This window comes from Xinfangfangia pollutisoli (genome assembly GCF_020179405.1).
Classification (GTDB): Bacteria; Pseudomonadota; Alphaproteobacteria; order Rhodobacterales; family Rhodobacteraceae; genus Pseudogemmobacter; species Pseudogemmobacter pollutisoli.
This window is the reverse complement of sequence record NZ_JAICBZ010000002.1, coordinates 14,724-34,095: the sequence shown is the minus strand read 5'-3', so window position 1 is coordinate 34,095 and position 19,372 is coordinate 14,724. Positions and strand designations below refer to the sequence as shown.

20 protein-coding genes are annotated in these 19,372 nt (G+C 67.2%); 10 read left to right on the top strand and 10 right to left on the bottom strand.

The annotated features are described in order from the left end of the window. Nucleotides 1–5 precede the first annotated feature (5 nt). The gene (locus tag K1Y73_RS01165) at nt 6–614 is read left to right on the top strand and encodes a TetR family transcriptional regulator C-terminal domain-containing protein (RefSeq protein WP_225026080.1); all 609 of its coding nucleotides are present in this window, start codon (nt 6–8) and stop codon (nt 612–614) included. A gap of 168 nt (nt 615–782) precedes the next feature. Continuing rightward, a complete protein-coding gene (locus K1Y73_RS01160) occupies nt 783–1,049 on the top strand; it encodes a hypothetical protein (RefSeq protein WP_225026079.1) in 267 nt (88 codons plus the stop codon). Nucleotides 1,050–1,402: 353 nt separating this feature from the next. Here the strand turns inward: K1Y73_RS01160 and preA are convergent, their stop codons facing one another. The 3 genes from preA to K1Y73_RS01145 form a co-directional block, all read right to left on the bottom strand. Further along, entirely contained in the window at nt 1,403–2,704 is a 1,302-nt protein-coding gene (gene preA, locus K1Y73_RS01155; protein WP_225026078.1) for an NAD-dependent dihydropyrimidine dehydrogenase subunit PreA, read from the bottom strand. A 111-nt stretch (nt 2,705–2,815) separates the two neighbouring features. After that, nucleotides 2,816–3,352, bottom strand: coding sequence for a DedA family protein (locus tag K1Y73_RS01150; protein WP_225026077.1), 537 nt, complete (start codon nt 3,350–3,352; stop codon nt 2,816–2,818). Nucleotides 3,353–3,418: 66 nt separating this feature from the next. Beyond that, nucleotides 3,419–4,735 (bottom strand): NAD(P)-dependent oxidoreductase, encoded by a 1,317-nt coding sequence (locus K1Y73_RS01145; RefSeq protein ID WP_225026076.1) that lies wholly within the window; start codon nt 4,733–4,735, stop codon nt 3,419–3,421. A gap of 237 nt (nt 4,736–4,972) precedes the next feature. Here K1Y73_RS01145 and accB point away from each other — a divergent pair, with 237 nt between their 5' ends. The 3 genes from accB to aat are packed head-to-tail and all read left to right on the top strand — an operon-like array spanning nt 4,973 to nt 7,515. Beyond that, the gene (gene accB / locus K1Y73_RS01140) at nt 4,973–5,464 is read left to right on the top strand and encodes an acetyl-CoA carboxylase biotin carboxyl carrier protein (protein WP_225026075.1); all 492 of its coding nucleotides are present in this window, start codon (nt 4,973–4,975) and stop codon (nt 5,462–5,464) included. 10 nt (nt 5,465–5,474) lie between these two features. Beyond that, a complete protein-coding gene (accC, locus tag K1Y73_RS01135; RefSeq protein ID WP_225026074.1) occupies nt 5,475–6,821 on the top strand; it encodes an acetyl-CoA carboxylase biotin carboxylase subunit in 1,347 nt (448 codons plus the stop codon). 22 nt (nt 6,822–6,843) lie between these two features. Continuing rightward, nucleotides 6,844–7,515, top strand: coding sequence for a leucyl/phenylalanyl-tRNA--protein transferase (gene aat, locus K1Y73_RS01130; RefSeq protein WP_225026073.1), 672 nt, complete (start codon nt 6,844–6,846; stop codon nt 7,513–7,515). Here aat and K1Y73_RS01125 read toward each other — a convergent pair. The 4 genes from K1Y73_RS01125 to mnmA all read right to left on the bottom strand — a co-directional run bounded on the left by K1Y73_RS01125 (nt 7,446) and on the right by mnmA (nt 9,977). Further along, a complete protein-coding gene (locus K1Y73_RS01125) occupies nt 7,446–7,877 on the bottom strand; it encodes a DUF2155 domain-containing protein (RefSeq protein WP_225026072.1) in 432 nt (143 codons plus the stop codon). The two genes, aat and K1Y73_RS01125, sit on opposite strands and share 70 nt — an antisense overlap. Further along, nucleotides 7,874–8,362 (bottom strand): outer membrane lipid asymmetry maintenance protein MlaD, encoded by a 489-nt coding sequence (mlaD, locus tag K1Y73_RS01120; protein ID WP_225026071.1) that lies wholly within the window; start codon nt 8,360–8,362, stop codon nt 7,874–7,876. The genes K1Y73_RS01125 and mlaD overlap by 4 nt, the downstream gene beginning before the upstream one ends. Beyond that, nucleotides 8,359–8,733 (bottom strand): NADH:ubiquinone oxidoreductase subunit NDUFA12, encoded by a 375-nt coding sequence (locus K1Y73_RS01115; RefSeq protein ID WP_225026070.1) that lies wholly within the window; start codon nt 8,731–8,733, stop codon nt 8,359–8,361. The genes mlaD and K1Y73_RS01115 overlap by 4 nt, the downstream gene beginning before the upstream one ends. 92 nt (nt 8,734–8,825) lie before the next feature. Next, on the bottom strand, nt 8,826–9,977 hold the full coding sequence (gene mnmA / locus K1Y73_RS01110) for a tRNA 2-thiouridine(34) synthase MnmA (RefSeq protein WP_225026069.1): 1,152 nt from the start codon (nt 9,975–9,977) through the stop codon (nt 8,826–8,828). Nucleotides 9,978–10,164: 187 nt separating this feature from the next. Between mnmA and sciP the strand changes: the two genes are divergently transcribed. The 4 genes from sciP to recG all read left to right on the top strand — a co-directional run bounded on the left by sciP (nt 10,165) and on the right by recG (nt 15,869). Then, nucleotides 10,165–10,443, top strand: coding sequence for a CtrA inhibitor SciP (sciP, locus tag K1Y73_RS01105; protein ID WP_225026068.1), 279 nt, complete (start codon nt 10,165–10,167; stop codon nt 10,441–10,443). Between the two features lie 97 nt (nt 10,444–10,540). After that, nucleotides 10,541–11,269: a response regulator transcription factor CtrA gene (gene ctrA / locus K1Y73_RS01100; protein WP_225026067.1), complete on the top strand. Its 729-nt coding sequence runs from the start codon at nt 10,541–10,543 to the stop codon at nt 11,267–11,269. Nucleotides 11,270–11,385: 116 nt separating this feature from the next. After that, nucleotides 11,386–13,791 (top strand): NAD-dependent DNA ligase LigA, encoded by a 2,406-nt coding sequence (ligA, locus tag K1Y73_RS01095; RefSeq protein ID WP_225026066.1) that lies wholly within the window; start codon nt 11,386–11,388, stop codon nt 13,789–13,791. Further along, nucleotides 13,788–15,869 carry an ATP-dependent DNA helicase RecG gene (gene recG, locus K1Y73_RS01090; protein ID WP_225026065.1) on the top strand — a complete coding sequence of 694 codons (2,082 nt, stop codon included), beginning with the start codon at nt 13,788–13,790 and terminating at the stop codon, nt 15,867–15,869. Before ligA ends, recG begins: the two co-directional genes overlap by 4 nt. 399 nt (nt 15,870–16,268) lie before the next feature. Here recG and K1Y73_RS01085 read toward each other — a convergent pair whose 3' ends face one another. Then, nucleotides 16,269–16,718 carry an iron-sulfur cluster assembly scaffold protein gene (locus K1Y73_RS01085; RefSeq protein ID WP_225026064.1) on the bottom strand — a complete coding sequence of 150 codons (450 nt, stop codon included), beginning with the start codon at nt 16,716–16,718 and terminating at the stop codon, nt 16,269–16,271. Between the two features lie 61 nt (nt 16,719–16,779). Here K1Y73_RS01085 and hisI point away from each other — a divergent pair, with 61 nt between their 5' ends. Continuing rightward, nucleotides 16,780–17,139: a phosphoribosyl-AMP cyclohydrolase gene (hisI, locus tag K1Y73_RS01080; RefSeq protein WP_225026063.1), complete on the top strand. Its 360-nt coding sequence runs from the start codon at nt 16,780–16,782 to the stop codon at nt 17,137–17,139. A gap of 28 nt (nt 17,140–17,167) precedes the next feature. Here hisI and gluQRS read toward each other — a convergent pair whose 3' ends face one another. Together gluQRS and trmFO are read right to left on the bottom strand one after the other, a co-directional pair. Next, entirely contained in the window at nt 17,168–17,986 is an 819-nt protein-coding gene (gene gluQRS / locus K1Y73_RS01075; RefSeq protein ID WP_225026062.1) for a tRNA glutamyl-Q(34) synthetase GluQRS, read from the bottom strand. Further along, a complete protein-coding gene (gene trmFO, locus K1Y73_RS01070; RefSeq protein ID WP_225026061.1) occupies nt 17,974–19,299 on the bottom strand; it encodes a methylenetetrahydrofolate--tRNA-(uracil(54)-C(5))-methyltransferase (FADH(2)-oxidizing) TrmFO in 1,326 nt (441 codons plus the stop codon). The genes gluQRS and trmFO overlap by 13 nt, the downstream gene beginning before the upstream one ends. Nucleotides 19,300–19,372: the final 73 nt, after the last annotated feature.

Below are 19,372 nucleotides of genomic sequence, written 5' to 3'. Positions count from 1 at the left end.
GCCCGATGACCGTGCAGCGCAGCCGAATCCAGCGCAAGAATCGCGAGGCGATTCTCGAAGCCGCGCTGGATGTCTTCTCGTCCCAGGGCTTCCGCGGCGCGACGCTGGACCAGATCGCCGAAACGGCGGGCCTGTCGAAGCCCAATCTTCTGTATTATTTCCCCTCGAAAGAGGCGGTGCATGCCACGCTGCTGACCGGGCTTCTGACCACCTGGCTGGATCCGCTGCGCGCGATGCGGCCCGAGGGCGAGCCGGTCGAGGAAGTTCTGGCCTATGTGCGGCGCAAACTGGCGCTGTCGCGCGATTTTCCTCGCGAAAGCCGGCTTTTCGCCAATGAGATCCTGCAAGGCGCACCGCGGATCATGGCGGCGATCGAGGGCGATCTGAAGGCGCTGGTCGAGACGCGGGCGGCGCTGCTGGCGCGCTGGATGGACGAGGGGCGGCTGGCCCGCGTCGATCCGGTGCATCTGATCTTCTCGGTCTGGGCGCTGACCCAGCATTACGCCGATTTCGACGTGCAGGTCCGCGCCGTGCTGGGCCCGGGCCATGATCCCTATGCCGAGGCGGGCGGGTTTCTGGACACGCTGTTCCGCCGCTTGCTGACGCCGGGTTAGGCGCCGCGCCCCTGGGGCGGCGGCTTGCCGGGGGGACCGTTCGAATTCTAACGGTAATTCTGTGGGCAAGACTGTGGCACTTGCGTAAGATCATTCCTCGTGGGGGCACCCTTGTGTTTGGTGACGGTCATGGGAGTCTTCTCATCCGTCCTGCCAACGGTGCAGACGTTGGGAACATCGCCGCAACTGTCGGCAGGGCAGAATTTCGGGGGCGCTACCGCGCTTCACAATGGCGGGCGGACGGAATCAGTCGCCACGCCTTACACCTCGCGGCCGGTCCAACCGGCCTCGGGCCTGGCCGAAGCGGTCGGGTATATCGCCGAGGAAAGCTATCAGATCGAAGCCGCGCGTGCGCGGGCCGAGGCGGCGCAGCGCGCCTATCTGATGGCCAGTCTGATGGAAGGCCGTAACCCGCTGTTCGACCCGGTGGCCTGAGGCGCAATCCGCAGGCCCAAGGCGCATGGCCAGCGGCCTGAGGCGCGCCCACAATGGGCCGGCCGGGCGGCTGGCCAGCTGCCGGAATGGGCGCCGGTCTGGTGCGGCAATGCGCGGTCAGGGCTGCACGACGGGCCAAATTGGTGCCCGGGTGCGCGGTAGGTCATCGGCCTGCCCGGCCCACGCGCGCCCCGGCGGCTTCTCCACCTGTCCGGCCCACATGCCTCGCCCACATGCCTGGCCGCAGATCAGCCCCGGGGCCGCCGCGGCCAGACCCGCGCGAAGCATCATATACACCCGGCAAGGGACCGAATTTTCGAAGAAAATTCGCCCCCCCCGCGCGCGCCCTTCGCCTATTCGGCCGCCTTCGCCGCCATCGGGTTGTTCGGATGGGTGGTCCAGTCGGCGAAACCGCCCACCCTGCGGCCGGTGCGCGGATCAATGCTGCCCGCCGCCATCGGCACCATGGTGATGCAGTCATCGACCGGGCAGACATTGACGCACAGGTTGCAGGCCACGCATTCCTCGTCCTTGACCGTGAACACCCGTCCCGGCCCCATGGCGATGGCCTGATGGCTGGTATCCTCGCAGGCCGCATAGCAGCGCCCGCATTTGATGCAGGCCTCCTGGTCGATATGGGCCTTGGTCACGTAATTCAGGTTCAGATGCTGCCATTCGACGAAATTCGGCACCGCGCGACCGACCAGCTGCGGCATCGTCATCTGCTTTTCGTCCAGATATTGCGACAGGCCCGAGATCATCTCTTGCACGACCTTGAATCCATAGGTCATCGCCGCGGTGCAGACCTGCACATTGCCGCAGCCCATGGCCATGAACTCCGCCGCATCGCGCCAGGTCGTGACCCCGCCAATGCCGGAAATCGGCAGGCCGCGGGTCTCGTCATGCCGGGCGATCTCACCCACCATGTTCAGCGCGATCGGCTTCACCGCCGGGCCGCAATAGCCGCCATGGCTGCCCTTGCCGTCGATCATCGGGAAGGGCGAGAAATTGTCCAGATCGACATTGGTGATCGACTTGATCGTGTTGATCAGACTGACCGCATCCGCCCCGCCGCGTTTCGCGGCCATGGCCGGCGGCAGGATCGAGGTCACATTCGGCGTCAGCTTCACGATGCAGGGCATCTTCGAATAGTGCTTTACCCAATGGGTGACCATCTCGATATATTCCGGCACCTGGCCCACGGCCGATCCCATGCCGCGCTCGGCCATGCCATGCGGGCAACCGAAATTCAGCTCGACCCCGTCGGCGCCGGTATCTTCGATCCGCATCAGGATGTCCTTCCACGACTCCTCGTCGCAGGGCACCATCAGGCTGATCACCAAGGCCCGGTCCGGCCAGTCGCGCTTGACCTGGCGGATTTCCTTCAGGTTCACCTCCAGCGGCCGGTCGGTGATCAGTTCGATATTGTTCAGCCCCAGAAGCCGCCGGTCCGCCCCCCAGATCGCGCCATAGCGCGGGCCGTTCACGTTCACGATCGGCGGGCCTTCGGCGCCCAGCGTCTTCCAGACCACCCCGCCCCAGCCCGCCTCGAAGGCACGGATGACGTTATAGGCCTTGTCGGTCGGCGGGGCCGAGGCCAGCCAGAACGGATTGGGGGATTTGATGCCGATGAAATTGGCGGACAGGTCAGCCATGCCGGGCCTCCTTGCGATGGGCTGGGAGAGGGGATGTGCAAAAGCCACCCGGGCGGCGCCCGGGCGTAAGGCAGGGCTCAGCCTGCGGCGCGTTCAGGGAAAATCGGGCGATCAGGCCGCGAAAAGCGACCAGATCCAGCCGATCAGATAGCCGCCGACCTCGCCCACCTTGGGCACGACCCAGGCCCAGACCAGGCAGCCCAGCGTGTTCCACAGCGCGAAAGTGGCGAAGGGCATCCGGCTCATCCCGGCCATCAGAAAGACGACGGGCCGCAGGAAGGTGACGAAATGGCCCAGAAACACCGTGGCCGCGCCGTAGCGCTGGAAGAAATCGCGCGCCTTTTCCACCCATTCGGGGTGATTGCGGATCGGCCACATGCGCAGGATCGCCGCGCCATAGCGCAGACCCAGCCAGTAGGACCCGAACGAGCCGATCATCGCGCCGACCGCCGCGCCCAGAAACAGCGTGGTGAAGTTCAGCGCCCCGGCCGAGGCCAGCGCGCCCGTGGCCACCAAGACCGCCGTCGAGGGCAGCACGATCGACAGAAAGGCGGTGTTCTCGCCGATCGAGAAGACCAGGATGATCCAGGGCGCCCAGGCCTGGTTGGCTTCGATGAAGCCGATGATAGAGTCGATCCAGCCGCTCATGCCCACCTCTTGCCGGGACCGGCATAGGATGCAGCTGCAGCATATGGCAAGTGCAAAGCGTTGCCATCACGCGGCCGTCAGCGCGGCATGGATCGCCTCGGCCGCATCCCGCCCCTCGGCCACGGCGGTCACGGTCAGATCTTCGCCACCTGCCGCACAATCGCCGCCGGCAAAGATCCGGGCCGGGGTCGCGCCGATCTTGCCCTGCGCGGCCTCCAGCCCCTCGGGCAGGCCCGCCAGCTGCTGGCCAATGGCCTTGAACACCTGATCCGCCTTCAGCGTGAAGGTTTCGGGCAGAAGCGACAGCCCCTCGGGCCTGTCCTGCGTATAGGCGAATTCCACCGCCTCGACCCGGTCCTGACCCAGCACCCGCACCGGAGCGGCATGGCACAGCAGCCGCACACCCGCGGTCACCGCCAGATCCTGCTCCAGCTTCGAGGCCGACATCCGGTCTTGCCCGCGGCGATAGACGATCGTGACGGTCTCGGCGCCCAGCAGCTTGGCCTGCACCGCGGCATCGACCGCCGTCATGCCGCCGCCGATCACCACCACCTCGCGCCCGATCGGCAGTGCCGCAAGATCGGGCGCCTGGCGCAGCTCGGCGATGAAATCCACCGCATTGCGCACACCGGGCAGATCCTCGCCCGCCGCGCGCAACGCATTCACCCCCTGCAGCCCGATGCCCAGGAACACGGCGTCAAAGTCGGCCCGCAGCGCCGACAGCGTGACATCGCGGCCAAGTTCGACCCCACAGCGCAGCTCGATCCCGCCGATCGACAACAGCCAGTCGACCTCGCGCTGGGCGAATCCATCGACCGCCTTGTAGCTGGCGATGCCATATTCGTTCAGCCCCCCGGCCTTGGGCCGGCGCTCAAAGACCACCACGTCATGGCCCTTCATCGCCAGCCGATGCGCGCAGGACAGGCCCGCAGGCCCCGCCCCCACCACCGCAACCCGCTTGCCCGTTGCCGCGGCGCGCTGGAACGGATGGCCCTGCGCCATCGCCAGATCGGTGGCATAGCGCTGCAACCGCCCGATCTCGACCGGCTTGCCCTCGGCCGCCTCGCGCACGCAGGCCTCCTGGCACAGCGTTTCGGTCGGACAGACCCGGGCGCAGATGCCGCCCAGGATGTTCTGGCTCCAGATCGTCCTGGCCGCCGCTTCGGGCGTGCCGGTGGCGATCTGGCGGATGAACAGCGGAATGTCGATGCCGGTCGGGCAGGCCGTGATGCAGGGCGCGTCATGGCAGAAATAGCAGCGATCCGCCGCAACCTGCGCCTCGTGCGGATCAAGGATCGGCGCGTGATCGGCGAAATTTGCGGCAAGCGCGGTGGCGGGCAGACGTGCGGAAACGATTCCCGGCGTCAGCGGGCTGTTGGTCATCGGGGCTCGGGCCTCCCTGGCTCTGGCTTTCTTGGAATCAGCGTCTCACAGGGTCTGAATTTTATCAAACGGTAAATTTTGTGAGCGCTGCACAAAGCCAGGTCCGGCGCTGCAACGGCCGGATCGGCGCTGTCCGCTGCTGCAGGAATGGGCGCTTTTCACCCTCGGCGCCCTGCCCTATAAGCACGGAAACGCCGCCGGCCCTCCCGGGCCTGAAGAAGACCAATCGAGGATGGCATGAGCAAGAACTCTCCCGACGCCGACGTCGCCTTCATCTCGGCCCTGGCCGAGCTTCTGAACAAGAACGACCTGACCGAAATCGCGGTGAAACGCGAATATGGCGAGGATGACAGCCTGGATGTCCGGGTGGTGAAACAGGCGACGATCATCGCCGCCCCGGCCCCGGCCCCGGTCTATGCCGCAGCGCCCGCGGCCCCGGCCCCCGCCGCCCCGGTCGCCGCCGCCCCCGCCGCCGCGGAAGATCCCAGCCAGCACCCGGGCGCGGTCACCTCGCCCATGGTGGGCACCGCCTATCTCTCGCCCGAGCCGGGGGCTGCGCCCTTCGTCACGCTGGGCGCCACGGTGGCCGAGGGCCAGACCGTGCTGATCATCGAGGCGATGAAGACGATGAACCACATCCCCGCCCCGCGGGCGGGCACCGTGAAGCGCATCCTGATCGATGACGCAAGCCCGGTGGAATACGGCGCCCCCTTGATGATCATCGAATAAGGGCCCGGCCATGTTCGAGAAAATCCTGATCGCCAATCGCGGAGAAATCGCGCTGCGGGTGATCCGCGCCTGCCGTGAAATGGGGATCAAATCGGTCGCCGTGCATTCCACGGCCGATGCCGATGCGATGCATGTGCGCCTGGCCGACGAATCCGTCTGCATCGGGCCGGCGCCCTCGTCGGAAAGCTATCTGAAGAAATCCGCCATCATCTCGGCCTGCGAGATCTCGGGCGCCCAGGCGGTGCATCCGGGCTATGGCTTCCTGTCGGAAAACGCCAGCTTCGCGCAGGCGCTGGAAGATCACGGCATCACCTTCATCGGCCCCTCGGCGGAACATATCCGCATCATGGGCGACAAGATCACCGCCAAGGAAACCGCCAAGGCGCTGGGGATTCCCTGCGTGCCCGGCTCGGAAGGCGGGGTGGCCGATGTGGAAACCGCGCTGAAGACCGCGGGCGAGATCGGCTATCCGGTGATCATCAAGGCCACTGCCGGCGGCGGCGGGCGCGGAATGAAGGTGGCGAAATCGGCCAGCGAGCTGGAGGTCGCCTTCCGCACCGCGCGGTCGGAAGCCAAGGCCGCCTTCGGCAATGACGAAGTCTATATCGAGAAATACCTGCAAAAGCCGCGCCATATCGAGATCCAGGTCTTCGGCGACGGCAAGGGCCGCGCGGTCCATCTGGGCGAGCGCGACTGTTCCTTGCAGCGCCGTCACCAGAAGGTCTTCGAAGAGGCCCCGGGCCCCTGCATCACGCCCAAGATGCGGGCCGAGATCGGCAAGATCTGCGCCGATGCGGTGGCGAAGATCAACTACATCGGCGCCGGCACGGTCGAATTCCTGTATGAAGACGGCAAGTTCTACTTCATCGAGATGAACACCCGCCTGCAGGTCGAACACCCGGTCACCGAATATGTCTTCGGCGTCGATCTGGTGCGCGAACAGATCCGCGTCGCGGCCGGCCTGCCGCTGTCCTTCAAGCAGGAAGAGCTGGAAGTGCAGGGTCACGCGATCGAAGTGCGGATCAATGCCGAAAAGCTGCCGAACTTCACCCCCTGCCCCGGCCGGGTGCGCACCTTCCATGCGCCGGGCGGTCTGGGGGTGCGGATGGATTCGGCGCTTTATGGCGGCTATGCGATTCCGCCCTATTACGACAGCCTGATCGGCAAGCTGATCGTGCATGGCCGCGACCGGCCCGAGGCGCTGGCCCGGCTGAAGCGGGCGCTGTCGGAACTGGTGGTCGACGGAATCGACACGACCGTGCCGCTGTTCGCCGCCCTTCTGGCCGAGCCCGACATCCAGGCCGGCGAATACAATATCCACTGGCTGGAAAAATGGCTGGCGGCGCAATTCGGCTAGGGGCCGGCCTGCCCCTGACCAGATGACCGGCGGCAGCATGGTGCGGATCACGCCCGAGCTGCTGTTGCAGGGCTATGGCGCCGGGATCTTCCCGATGGCCGAAAGCCGCGAGGCCGCGGGGTTCCACTGGGTGGACCCGCGGCAGCGCGGCATCCTGCCGCTGGACGGGTTCCACATCTCGCGCAGCCTGTCGCGCCGGATCCGGCGCTGGGATTATATCCCGCGCATCGACAGCGATTTCACGGGCGTCGTGCGCGCCTGCGCCGATCGGGACGAAACCTGGATCAACCCCGCCCTGTTCGACCTTTATCAGGCGCTGCACGCGATGGGGGCGGCCCATTCGGTGGAAATCTGGGTGGGGGACCGCCTGGCCGGCGGGGTGTTCGGCATCGTGCTGGGCGGGGCGTTTTTCGGGGAATCGATGTTCTCGGCCGAGACGGGCGGATCGAAAGTCGCCCTGGCCTGGTGCATGCACCGGCTGCGGGCGGGCGGGTTCAGCCTGTTCGATACCCAGTTCCTGACCCCGCATCTGGCCAGCCTGGGCGGGATCGAGATTTCGCGCAGCGCCTATCGCAGCCGCCTGGCCAGCGCCCTGCTGCGCCCGGCCAGCTTCACGCCCAGCGGCTACTGCCCCTCGCCTTCCGAGGTCGCCTCATCCTCGGGCGCATCGGGGGCCACTTCCGGCGGCTTGTAGCCCGGCACGATGCAGGTCAGCACCCAGACATCGTAGCGCGGATGGTCCAGTGCCGACAGCGCGGGCGAGGAGGCCAGCATCCAGCCGGCAAAGACCGGCTCGCTGCGGCTGGAATCCAGGATGGTCAGATGCGCCTCGGCTTCCGAGGCCGGATTGTCGCTGGGATAGCGGCAGGAATCCAGCTGGATCGTCAGCCGGCCATTGGTCGCCGACTGGCCGCGCTGCAATTCCACATCGCCGGTCTGGCCGGTCAGCTTGTCCAGCCAGCGGATCACGCCCCCCGGCGCATCGGCATAGCCCTGCGCCAGCGCCGGGCCCGCGCCCAGAAGCAGCGCCAGAACGGGCGCCAGCCGCGCCGTCATCCGCCGCTCTCCGCGCCGGCTGGCGGGGCCGCGCCGGAATCGGCCTGCCCGCCCACGAATTTCATCAAAAGCGAGATCAGGCTGACCGCGCCCTGCGTATCCTCGATCTCGTCGCCCGGGGCCAGATTGTCGGGCATGCCGCCCGGCAGAAGTTCCACGTAATTGCCGCCCAGCAGCCCTTCCGAGGAAATCACGATGGCAGTGTCGGTGGGCAGCTGAATCTCTTTGCGGATCTGCACCGTGGCATCGGCCATGAAGGTCTGCGGGTTCAGCTTGATATCGGTCATCGTGCCGACCTTGACCCCGGCCAGCCGCACGTCAGAGCCGACGCCGATCCCTTCCAGCGACCGGAACGAGGCGGTCAGCGGATAGGTCTCGCCCGATCCCGCCGTCAGCCCCGCGCCCTTGGCGGCATAGAAGGCGAACCCGGCCGCCAGCACCAGCACCGCTGCGCCGGTCGCGACCTCTGCGGCATAGCGGCTCATTCCGGCTGCCAGGCCTCGTAGTCGCGCCGCGGCGCGGGATCGGCCCGGCGGATCGAGCCGGGCGGAGCATAGGCCAGCGCGCTGCCCGAGAGATTCTCGACATGCGGCTTTTCCCACGGCTTGTGAATCAGCGGCGCGTCGGTCGGCGGCGCGTCATAGGTGTGGTGCAGCCAGCCATGCCAATCCGGCGGCACGCGCGAGGCTTCCATCTCGCCATTGTAGATCACCCAGCGCCGCTTGCCGTCTTTCGAGCGGTAATAGAGATTGCCCTGATCGTCCTCGCCCACCTTCACGCCTTTGCGGGCGGTGAAGATCTGGGTGCTGATCGTCTGGCTGTTCCACCAGGTCAGCAGGCGCTTGAGGAAATACATCGCAGGCCTCCGTCTGTTCGCTTCTGATATGGCCGATTGCGCGGGGAAGGTCCAGCGCCGTTGCGGCGCCGGGCCCGCCTTCGCCGGCCGCCTTAACGGCCGCGCCAGATCCAGCCGCCGCCATAGACCCGGCCCGGATCGGCCGCTTCGGCGGGGGCATAGAAGACGCAGGCCTGACCGGCGCTGACGCCCTCTTCCGGCGCGATCAGTTCGACCTCGGCCTCGGTCGCCGACAGGGGCCGCAGGATCGCCTCGCGCGGGGCGCGGGTCGAGCGGACCTTGACCTGCAACTGCCATTCCGGGCGCGAGTCGAAGGGGGCGTCGCCCAGCCAGTTGATCTCGCGCAGGGGCACGATCCGCGTCGACAACGCCTCTTTCGGGCCGACGATGACGCGGCGGGTCTCGGGGTCCAGCCGGACCACATACAGGGGCTCGTCCAGCCCGCCGATCCCCAGGCCCCGGCGCTGGCCGATCGTGTAATGGATCACGCCATTGTGCTGGCCCAGCACCCGCCCCGCCAGATCGACGATCTCGCCCGGCTGGCCGGCACCGGGGCGCAGCTTCTCGATCACCGCGGCATAATTGCCGTCCGGCACGAAGCAGATATCCTGGCTGTCGGGCTTGTCGGCGACCGGCAATCCGTAGCGCGCCGCCAGCGCCCTTGTTTCCGCCTTGGATTGCAGATGGCCCAGCGGGAAGCGCAGGTAAGACAGTTGCTCGGCCGTGGTCGAGAACAGGAAATAGCTTTGATCGCGCACCGGATCGGCCGCCATGTGCAGCTCCGGCCCCGCCACGCCCAGCTTGCGCTGGATGTAATGCCCCGTGGCCATGCAATCGGCCTCAAGATCCTTGGCCGTGGCCAACAGGTCCTTGAACTTCACCCGTTCATTGCAGCGGATGCAGGGCACCGGCGTCGCGCCGGCCAGATAGGCCTCGGCGAATTCCTCGATCACCGCCTCGCGGAAGGTGTTCTCGTAATCCAGCACGTAATGCGGGAATCCCATGGTTTCGGCCACGCGCCGCGCATCGTGAATGTCGCGCCCCGCACAGCACGCCCCCTTCTTGGCCAGCGCCGCGCCGTGGTCGTACAGCTGTAGCGTCACGCCGACGACGTCATAGCCTTCCTCTTTCAGCATCGCCGCGACCACGCTGGAATCGACCCCGCCCGACATGGCGACGACGACCCGCGTCTCGGCGGGGGGCTTGGGAAGGCCCAGAGAGTTCAGCGGCAGATCGCGCGGCATGACAAGAGGTCCAAAGACAGGAACGGGGATCCGGCAAGGCAGCGGCACCGGCCGGCCGGGCCGGGCGCGGGGCCGGAGTTGTGGGGAATATAGGAAAATCCGCCGCATCCTCAAGCCATGGCTTCAGCATTGTTTAAGCCCGATGCCGCATGGTCGGCCCGATCCGAAGACGGAGTGAGGTTTTCGCATGTATCTGAAACGCGTTGACGGGCCGCGTCAGGTGACCTTGCCGGATGGCAGCATCCTGTGCCGGGCCGACCTGCCGCCACCGGATACCCGCCGCTGGGTGGCCAGCCGCAAGGCGATTGTGGTCAAGGCGGTGATTCACGGGCTGATTCCGCAATCCGAGGCGCTTTCTCGCTATGCCCTGTCGGAAGAGGAATTCGCGCTTTGGCGCCAGGCAGTGGAACTGCATGGCGAAAAGGCTTTGAAAGTAACGACAATCCAGAAATACAGACAGCTTTAAGTTGTTTTTCGACGCCGCTCTGCCACAGTAACCTCGCATTAACCATTGCCGGCCTATCCGATTAACGAAGAAGGCTTAGGAGCGGAGGTTCTTTAGGATGCGCATTCTCCTCGTCGAAGATGACCCGACCACCTCGCGCAGCATCGAACTGATGCTGACCCATGCGAATCTGAACGTCTATTGTACCGATATGGGCGAGGACGGGATCGACCTGGCGAAGCTCTATGATTACGACCTGATCCTGCTGGATCTGAACCTGCCCGACATGTCCGGGCATGAGGTGTTGCGTCAGATCCGCCTGGCCCGGGTGGAAACCCCGATCCTGATCCTGTCGGGCTCGGATGACACGGAAAACAAGCTGCGCGGCTTCGGCTTCGGCGCCGATGACTACTTGACCAAGCCCTTCCACCGCGAAGAACTGGTCGCGCGCATCCATGCGATCATCCGCCGCTCGAAAGGCCATAGCCAATCGGTGATCCGCACCGGCACGATCATCGTCAATCTCGATGCAAAGACGGTGGAAGTTGAAGGAAAGCCCGTGCATCTGACCGGCAAGGAATATCAGATGCTGGAACTGCTTTCGCTGCGCAAGGGCACGACGCTGACAAAAGAAATGTTCCTGAATCATCTTTACGGCGGCATGGATGAGCCGGAACTGAAAATCATCGACGTTTTTATCTGCAAATTGCGCAAGAAACTGGCCGAGGCGACGGGGGGCGAAAGCCATATCGAAACCGTCTGGGGCCGCGGCTATGTGCTGCGCGACCCGGCCCCCGGGACCGGCGCGGGCGACAAGCCGGTGCAGCGGCTGGCCGCCAGCGCCTGACCGGCGCGGCCCCTCGCGCCCAGCCCTTCGCCGTCGCGCCCAGCCTTTCCCCATCATCGCCCCGCCTTTACCTGCCGCGCCCCTCCGCCTAACCTCCGCGCCAAACCGGAGGGGCCATGGACCGCAAACCCGTCGAGCAGCTGACCAAGGCCGAAGCACAGGCCGAACTGGCCGATCTTGCCGCGCGAATCGCCGCCGCGAACGAGGCCTATCATCGCCGCGACGACCCGGATCTGTCGGATGCCGATTACGACGCCCTGAAGCGGCGCAATGCTGCGATCGAGGCGCAGTTTCCGGCCCTGAAACGCGCCGACAGCCCCTCGGACCAGGTCGGGGCCGCGGTGGCGGAAGGCTTTGGCAAGATCGCCCATGCCCGCCCGATGCTCAGCCTGGAAAACGCCTTCGAAGACGGCGATGTCGCCGATTTCGACGACCGGGTCCGCCGCTATCTGAACCTGACCGGCGCGCTGCGCTATACGGCCGAGCCGAAGATCGACGGCCTGTCGCTGTCCTTGCGCTATGAACAGGGCCGCCTGACCCAGGCCGCCACCCGCGGCGATGGCGAGGTGGGCGAGAATGTCACCGCCAACGCCTTGACGATCAAGGATATTCCCAAAACGGTGACCGGCGCGCCCGAGGTGATGGAGGTGCGGGGCGAGGTCTACATGAGCCATGCCGATTTCGCCGCGCTGAACGACCGCCAGATCGCGCGCGGCGAAAAGCCCTTCGCCAATCCGCGCAACGCCGCAGCGGGATCGCTGCGCCAGCTGGATTCCGCGATCACCGCCGCCCGGCCGCTGCACTTTTTCGCCTATGCCTGGGGAGAACTCTCCGCGCCGCTGGCCGAAACCCAATTCGGCGCGATCCGCCGGCTGGCCGAGATGGGCTTCCAGACCAATCCGCTGACCGTTCTCTGTGACGGGCCCGAAGCGATGCTGGCGCAATATCGCGCCATCGAGGCGCAGCGCGCCACGCTGGGCTTTGACATCGACGGCGTGGTCTACAAGGTCGACGATCTGGCGCTGCAGCAGCGGCTCGGCTTTCGCTCGACCACGCCGCGCTGGGCGATTGCCCATAAATTCCCCGCGCAACTGGCCTGGACCCGGCTTGAGGCGATCGACATTCAGGTCGGCCGCACCGGCGCCCTGTCGCCCGTGGCCCGGCTGACGCCGGTCACCGTGGGCGGCGTGGTCGTCTCGAACGCCACGCTGCACAATGAAGATTACATCGCCGGCCGCTCGGCCACCGGCGAGGAAATCCGCGGCGGCAAGGATATCCGCAAGGGCGACTGGGTGCAGGTCTATCGCGCGGGCGACGTGATCCCGAAGATCGCCGATGTCGATCTGGCGCAACGGCCCGAAGACGCCGCCCCCTATGCCTTCCCGCAGACCTGCCCCGAATGCGGCAGCCCCGCCATCCGCGACGAGGGCGATTCGGTGCGCCGCTGCACCGGCGGGCTGATCTGCCCGGCCCAGGCCGTTGAAAAGCTGCGCCATTTCGTCAGCCGCGCCGCCTTCGACATTGAAGGTCTGGGCGCGAAACAGGTGGAATTCTTCTACGATCTCTGCCGGATTTCCGAACCCGCCGACATCTTCACCCTGGCCGCGCGCGATGGCGGGCCCGAGGCGCTGGTCGCGCGCCCCCGCGACCGGCTGGCCCGCCAGCTGGCCTTGCCCGACCGCGGCACCGAACTTCTGGACCGCCTGGCCGAGATGCTGCGCGGCGCGGGCGTGCCGGTCACCGATGGCGATGCCGATCACATCCTGGCGGGCCTGGAATATCTGGCGACCCGGCCCTTGGCGCAGGTCAAGGGCTGGGGAGAGAAATCGGCGCAGAACCTGTTCGCCGCCATCGAATCGCGTCGGCGGATCGAGCTGCACCGGCTGATCTTCGCCCTGGGCATCCGCCATGCCGGCGAAGCCGCGGCGCAGGATCTGGCCCGCCATTACGGCAGCTGGCCCGCGCTGACCGCGGCGCTGGATCTGTCGCGCCCGGCGGCCCTGGCCCATCGCGCCGCCGATGCCGCCGCCGATGCCGAACGGCAGGCCGCCAAGGCGCAGGCGCGCCGCGCCCGGATCGCCGAGGCGCGCAAGGCCGCGATCGACGTGGCCGGTCTTGCCCCCGAAGCCCAGGCCGCCTGGACCGATCTGGTCGCGACCGACGGGATCGGCCCGGTTCTGGCCCTGTCGCTGTCGGATGCCTTCGCCAATGACCATGAGCGCGCCGCCATCGACCGGCTGGCGGGCTTCCTGACCATCGAGGCCCCCACCGCGCGCCAGACCGAAGGCAGCCCGGTCGCCGGCAAGACCCTGGTCTTCACCGGCACGCTGGAAAAGATGACCCGGGCCGAGGCCAAGGCGCGGGCCGAGGCTTTGGGCGCCAAGGTTGCGGGCTCGGTCAGCGCCAAGACCGATCTGCTGATCGCCGGGCCCGGCGCCGGCTCGAAGGCCAAGGCGGCGGCGCAGCTGGGCATCGAGGTGATCGACGAAGACGCCTGGCTTGCCCTGATCGGCGCCACATGAGCCGGCCGGAACCGCTTTTCCCGCTGTTCGCGGCGCTGGAAACGCTGGACGGCGTCGGCGCCAAGACCGCGCAGGCCTTTGCCGCGCTTGACGTCACGCGGCCGAAGGATCTGCTGTTCCTGCTGCCCTCGGGTGGGGTGGATCGCAGCCGCCGCGCCAGCTTGCGCGACGTGGTGCCGCCCGCCGTGCTGACGGTCGAGGTCGAGGTGGGCGCGCATCAGCCCGCGCGGCGCAAGGGCGGGCCCTATCGGGTGCAGGTGCGCGATGCGCAGGCCGACTGGATGCTGGTCTTCTTCCATGCCCGCGCCGACTATCTGCAGAAACTGCTGCCGACCGGGCAGCGCCGGCTGGTCTCGGGCCGGGTCGAGTTCTTCGATGGCATGGCGCAGATGGTGCATCCCGACCATGTGCTGCGCCCCGACGAGGCCGGCGATCTGCCGCAATGGGAGCCTGTCTATCCGCTGACCGCGGGCGTGACCCAGCGCGTGGTGCAGAAGGCCGTCGCCTCGGCCCTGGCGCGCACGCCCGATCTGCCCGACTGGATCGATCCGGCGCTGAAGACGCGCGAGGGCTGGCCCGACTGGCGCGCGGCTTTGGTGCAGGCGCATGCCCCGGGCACCGCGCCCTCGCCCGGCGATCCGGCACGGCAGCGGCTGGCCTATGACGAATTCTTCGCCCATCAGCTGACCCTGTCGCTGGCCCGCGCGCGGATGCGGCGCGGCAAGGGCCAGTCCAGCCGCGGCACCGGCGCCCTGCAGGACAAGGTGCTGAAAAGCCTGCCCTATCTGCCCACCGGCGCGCAAAGCCGGGCGGTCGCGGAAATCGCGGCCGATATGGGCTCGGGCCAACGGATGAACCGGCTCTTGCAGGGCGATGTCGGCGCGGGCAAGACGCTGGTCGCCTTCCTGGCGCTGCTGGTCGCGGTCGAGGCTGGCGGCCAGGGCGTGCTGATGGCGCCGACTGAAATCCTGGCGCGCCAGCATCTGGAAAGCCTGGCGCCGCTCGCAGCCGCGGCGGGCGTGCGGGTCGAGATCCTGACCGGGCGTGACAAGGGCGCCGAGCGGGCGGCGAAACTGGCCGATCTGGCCGCGGGGCGGATTCACATCCTGCTCGGCACCCATGCGGTCTTCCAGAAGGATGTGGATTTCGCCGATCTGCGTCTGGCGGTGATCGACGAACAGCACCGTTTCGGCGTGGCGCAGCGGATGGAGCTGGGCGCCAAGGGTCAGGCCGCCGATGTGCTGGTGATGACGGCAACGCCGATCCCGCGCAGCCTGGCATTGGCCAGTTACGGCGACATGGATGTCTCGGTGCTGGATGAAAAGCCCGCCGGGCGAAAGCCCATTCGCACCGCCGTTCTGCCCGTGGCGCGGCTTGACGAGGTGGTGGGCCATCTGCGCAAGGCGGTGGCCGAGGGGCGGCAGGCCTATTGGGTCTGCCCGCTGGTCGAGGAAAGCGAGGTGGTCGATCTGGCCTCGGCGGTCGAGCGGTTCCAGCATCTGCGCGCGGCCTTGGGCGAAGGCCGGGTCGGGCTGGTGCATGGCCAGATGCCGCCGGCCGAGAAGGACGCCGCCATGGCGGATTTCCAGGCCGGGCGGACGCAGGTTCTGGTGGCGACAACGGTGATCGAGGTGGGGGTGAATGTGCCCGCCGCCACGATCATGGTGATCGAGCGGGCCGAGACCTTCGGCCTGGCCCAGTTGCACCAGCTGCGCGGCCGGGTCGGGCGGGGCGAAGCGGAGTCGACCTGCCTGATGCTGTACCAGCCGCCTTTGACCGAGGGCGGCGAGCGGCGGCTGAAGGTGATCCGCGAAACCGAAGACGGGTTCCGCATCGCCGAAGAGGATCTGGCTTTGCGCGGCGCCGGCGATCTGATCGGCACGGCGCAATCCGGCCTGCCGCGCTTCCGCATCGCCGATATGGAACGGCAATCGGCGCTGATGGCCACCGCGCAGATGGATGCGCGTGCGCTTCTGACGCTGGACCCCGACCTGACCGGCCCGCGCGGCCGCGCGGCGCGGCTGTTGCTGTGGCTCTTGGATCAGGACCGCGCGATCCGGCTGCTTTCGGTGGGTTAACCGGGCGCCACAGCGCGCCCTGCCCCGGTGTTCCTTAATTTTTCACAAATGTTCCCACTAAGTTCTTTACAGCCGTTAAGGATTGTGAGAACAATCGGGCAACAAGGAACGGAGGACACCACGCCATGATGACCCGCCTGAAAGCCCTGATGCCCCGCCGCGAGCCCTCGGTCGCCGAAGACGCGCTGGGCGTGGTGCTGCTGTTTGCCGTCCTGATCCTGGCCCTGGCCCTGCCCGGCGCCGCCTGAATTTTCGGTTTCTGCCTGCGGTCTGTTCCCCGGGCGCGCGCATCCCCTGCCTGTCCCGGCCTTTCGGATGCATCCCCAGCGCGCCTCAGACACGCGCCTGCCGCCGCCACCGTCCCCCGGTGCGCGGCGGTTTTTTTTGGTCTGGACAGGATCAGACGGCCTGGGCCTTCTCGGCGGCCTCAAAAGCCTCGCAAGCGGCCTCCAGCGCCAGCAGGATCGAGGCATGGCGATTCTTGTAATCGCGCGCCGGCAGCAGCACTTCATAGCCGTCGAACGGCGCCGCCGGCACCGGCCCGCCCTCTTTCAGCATCGCCCGCAGCGCATCGCGCGCCGCTTCCAGCTCGGCCCGGCTGCGGCCCAGGACCACCTGCCCCAGCACCGCCGCCGAGGCCTGGCCAAGCGCGCAGGCCTTCACGTCCTGGGCGAATTCCGCCACCCGCCCGTCAGCCAGCACCAGATCGGCCGTGACGGTCGATCCGCACAGCGGTGACCGCCGCCGCGCCGTGCCCTGCGGGGAGGCCAGCCGCCCGGTCAGCGGAATATCCGCCGCCAGCGCCAGAATGCGCCCGGAATACAGTTTCACAAGATCGGCGTCGCTCATGGACATGCCCTCCGCGGCCCCCTATGTAATCGGCCCGCCCCGACCCGCCAAGGAGAGAGACATGGCTTTCGACCCGGCAAGCCTAAAGTACAATGCCGATGGGCTGATCCCCTGCATCGCGCAGGACCATGCCAGCGGCGAAGTGCTGATGATGGCCTGGATGAACGCGGTGTCGCTGGCCCATACGCTGCAGACCGGCCAGGTCACCTATTGGAGCCGCTCGCGCGGGGAACTCTGGGCCAAGGGCGCAACCTCGGGCCATGTGCAACAGCTGGTGGAGTTGCGGATCGACTGCGACCGCGACTGCCTGCTGGCGCTGGTGACCCAGGAAGGCCCGGCCTGCCATACCAACCGGCGATCCTGCTTCTACACCGCGCTGCGCGACGGGCAGGAAGTGGTGATCAGCGCGCCGATGGTTTAGGGGCGCAAATTCCTTCGAAGGAATTTGGCTACAGACCGACCATGCGGCAAATGTCTGCGGGCGTCGCCCCCTCGGCACGATATTTTGCCAGCGCGCGGGCATCGTCGCGCTTGGCCAGCCTCTTGCCCTGGCTGTCACGGATCAGCCGGTGGTGGTGGTAGATCGGTGTCGGCAGGCCCAGCAGCTGTTGCAGCAGCACATGCAGCGGCGTCGCGGGCGCCAGATCTGCGCCGCGGGTGACTTCGGTGATCCCCTGCGCGGCGTCATCCACCACGACGGCCAGATGGTAAGACGTGCCGATATCGCGCCGCGCCAGCACCACATCGCCGATCTCGTGGCTCATCCGCGCGGCATCGAAACGATGCGTCCCGGGATCGGTGCCGGTTTCCAGATAGGCGACCTCGCCCAGCCGCGCCATCGCGCGGGCCATGTTCAGCCGCACCGCGCCTTCGGTCAGGCCCTTGTCGCGGCACGTGCCGGGATAGATCGGCCCATCCGGCCCGATCATCGGCGCGCCTTCCTGCGGCGCCGACAGGGCGGCGCGGATATCGCCGCGCGAACAGGTGCAATGATAGGTCAGCCCCTGCGCCGCCAGCCGGTCAAGCGCTGCCTGATACAGCGGCAGCCGCGCCGACTGGTGCAGGACCGGCACCTCCCAGCGCAGGCCCAGCCAGCCCAGATCCTGATAGATCGCCACCTCATAGGCCCAGCGGCAACGCGCCTGGTCGATATCCTCGATCCTGAGGAGAAAGCGGTCGCCCCGTTCGGCCGCCACCAGTGCCGCATAGGCATGGCCCAGATGCAGGGGCCCGGTGGGTGACGGGGCGAAGCGGGTTACCCGAGCCATTCCGTAAAGGCCTGTTTGGCGCGGTCGGTATAGGCCTTGTAGCGGTCCTTGCGGCCCTTGCGGCCGCCCTTGGCGTCGATCGGGGGGAAGAGGCCGAAGTTCACGTTCATCGGCTGGAAGGTCTTCGCCTCGGCCCCGCCGGTGATATGGGTGATCAGCGCGCCCATCGCGGTTTCCGGCGGCGGTGGCGGCAGGACCTGGCCCTTGATCTCGGCCGCGGCCATGCGGCCCGCCAGAAGGCCCATGGCGGCGGATTCGACATAGCCCTCGACCCCGGTGATCTGGCCGGCGAAGCGGATGTTCGGGCGGCTGCGCAGGCGCATCTGATCGTCCAGCAGCGTGGGCGAGTTGATGAACGTGTTGCGGTGAATGCCGCCAAGCCGGGCGAAACTGGCATTCTCAAGCCCGGGAATCATCTTGAAAACAGCGGTTTGCGCGCCGTACTTCATCTTGGTCTGGAAGCCCACGATATTGTAGAGCGTGCCCAGCTTGTTGTCGCGGCGCAGCTGCACCACGGCGTAGGGCTTGACCGGGTTATGCGGATTGGTCAGGCCCACGGGCTTCATCGGGCCGAAGCGCAGGGTTTCGCGGCCGCGTTCGGCCATAACCTCGATCGGCAGGCAGCCATCGAAATAGCCCGCCGTTTCGCCGTCGTGGAACTCGGTCTTTTCCGCCGCCAGGATCGCGTCGATGAAGGCCTCGTACTGGGCTTTGTCCATCGGGCAGTTCATATAGGCGGTCTGTTCTTCCGCCGTCTCGCCCTTGTCATAGCGCGACTGCATCCAGGCCACCGACATGTCGACCGTATCGGCATAGACGATCGGCGCGATGGCATCGAAGAAGGCCAGCGCATCGGCCCCGGTCGCAGCGCGGATGCTTTCGGCCAGCGCGGGGCTGGTCAGGGGGCCGGTGGCGATGATCCAGTGCCCGGATGAAGGAAGTTCGGCAACCTCTTCATAAGACGTGGAAATCAGCGGATGCGATTTCAGCCGCTCGGTCACCGCCGCGGCGAAAGGATCGCGGTCCACCGCCAGGGCGCCGCCGGCGGGCAGGCGATGGCGGGTCGCCATTTCCATGATCAACCCCTGCGCCGCCCGCATTTCCCAATGCAGAAGACCCACGGCATTGCGTTCGTCATCATCCGAGCGGAAGGAATTCGAGCAGACCATTTCGGCGAAATCGCCGGTGCGATGGGCGAAGGTGGCGACCTGGGGCCGCATCTCGTGCAAAACGACCGGCACGCCGGCCCGGGCGGCCTGCCAGGCCGCCTCGGATCCGGCCATGCCGCCGCCGATGATGTGAAGGGGTTCCATGGCCCCGCGATGTAGCGGGCGGGGCGCGGGCTGGCAAGCGCTGCAAAGGGGCGCTGCCCCTCGCGGCTGCGCC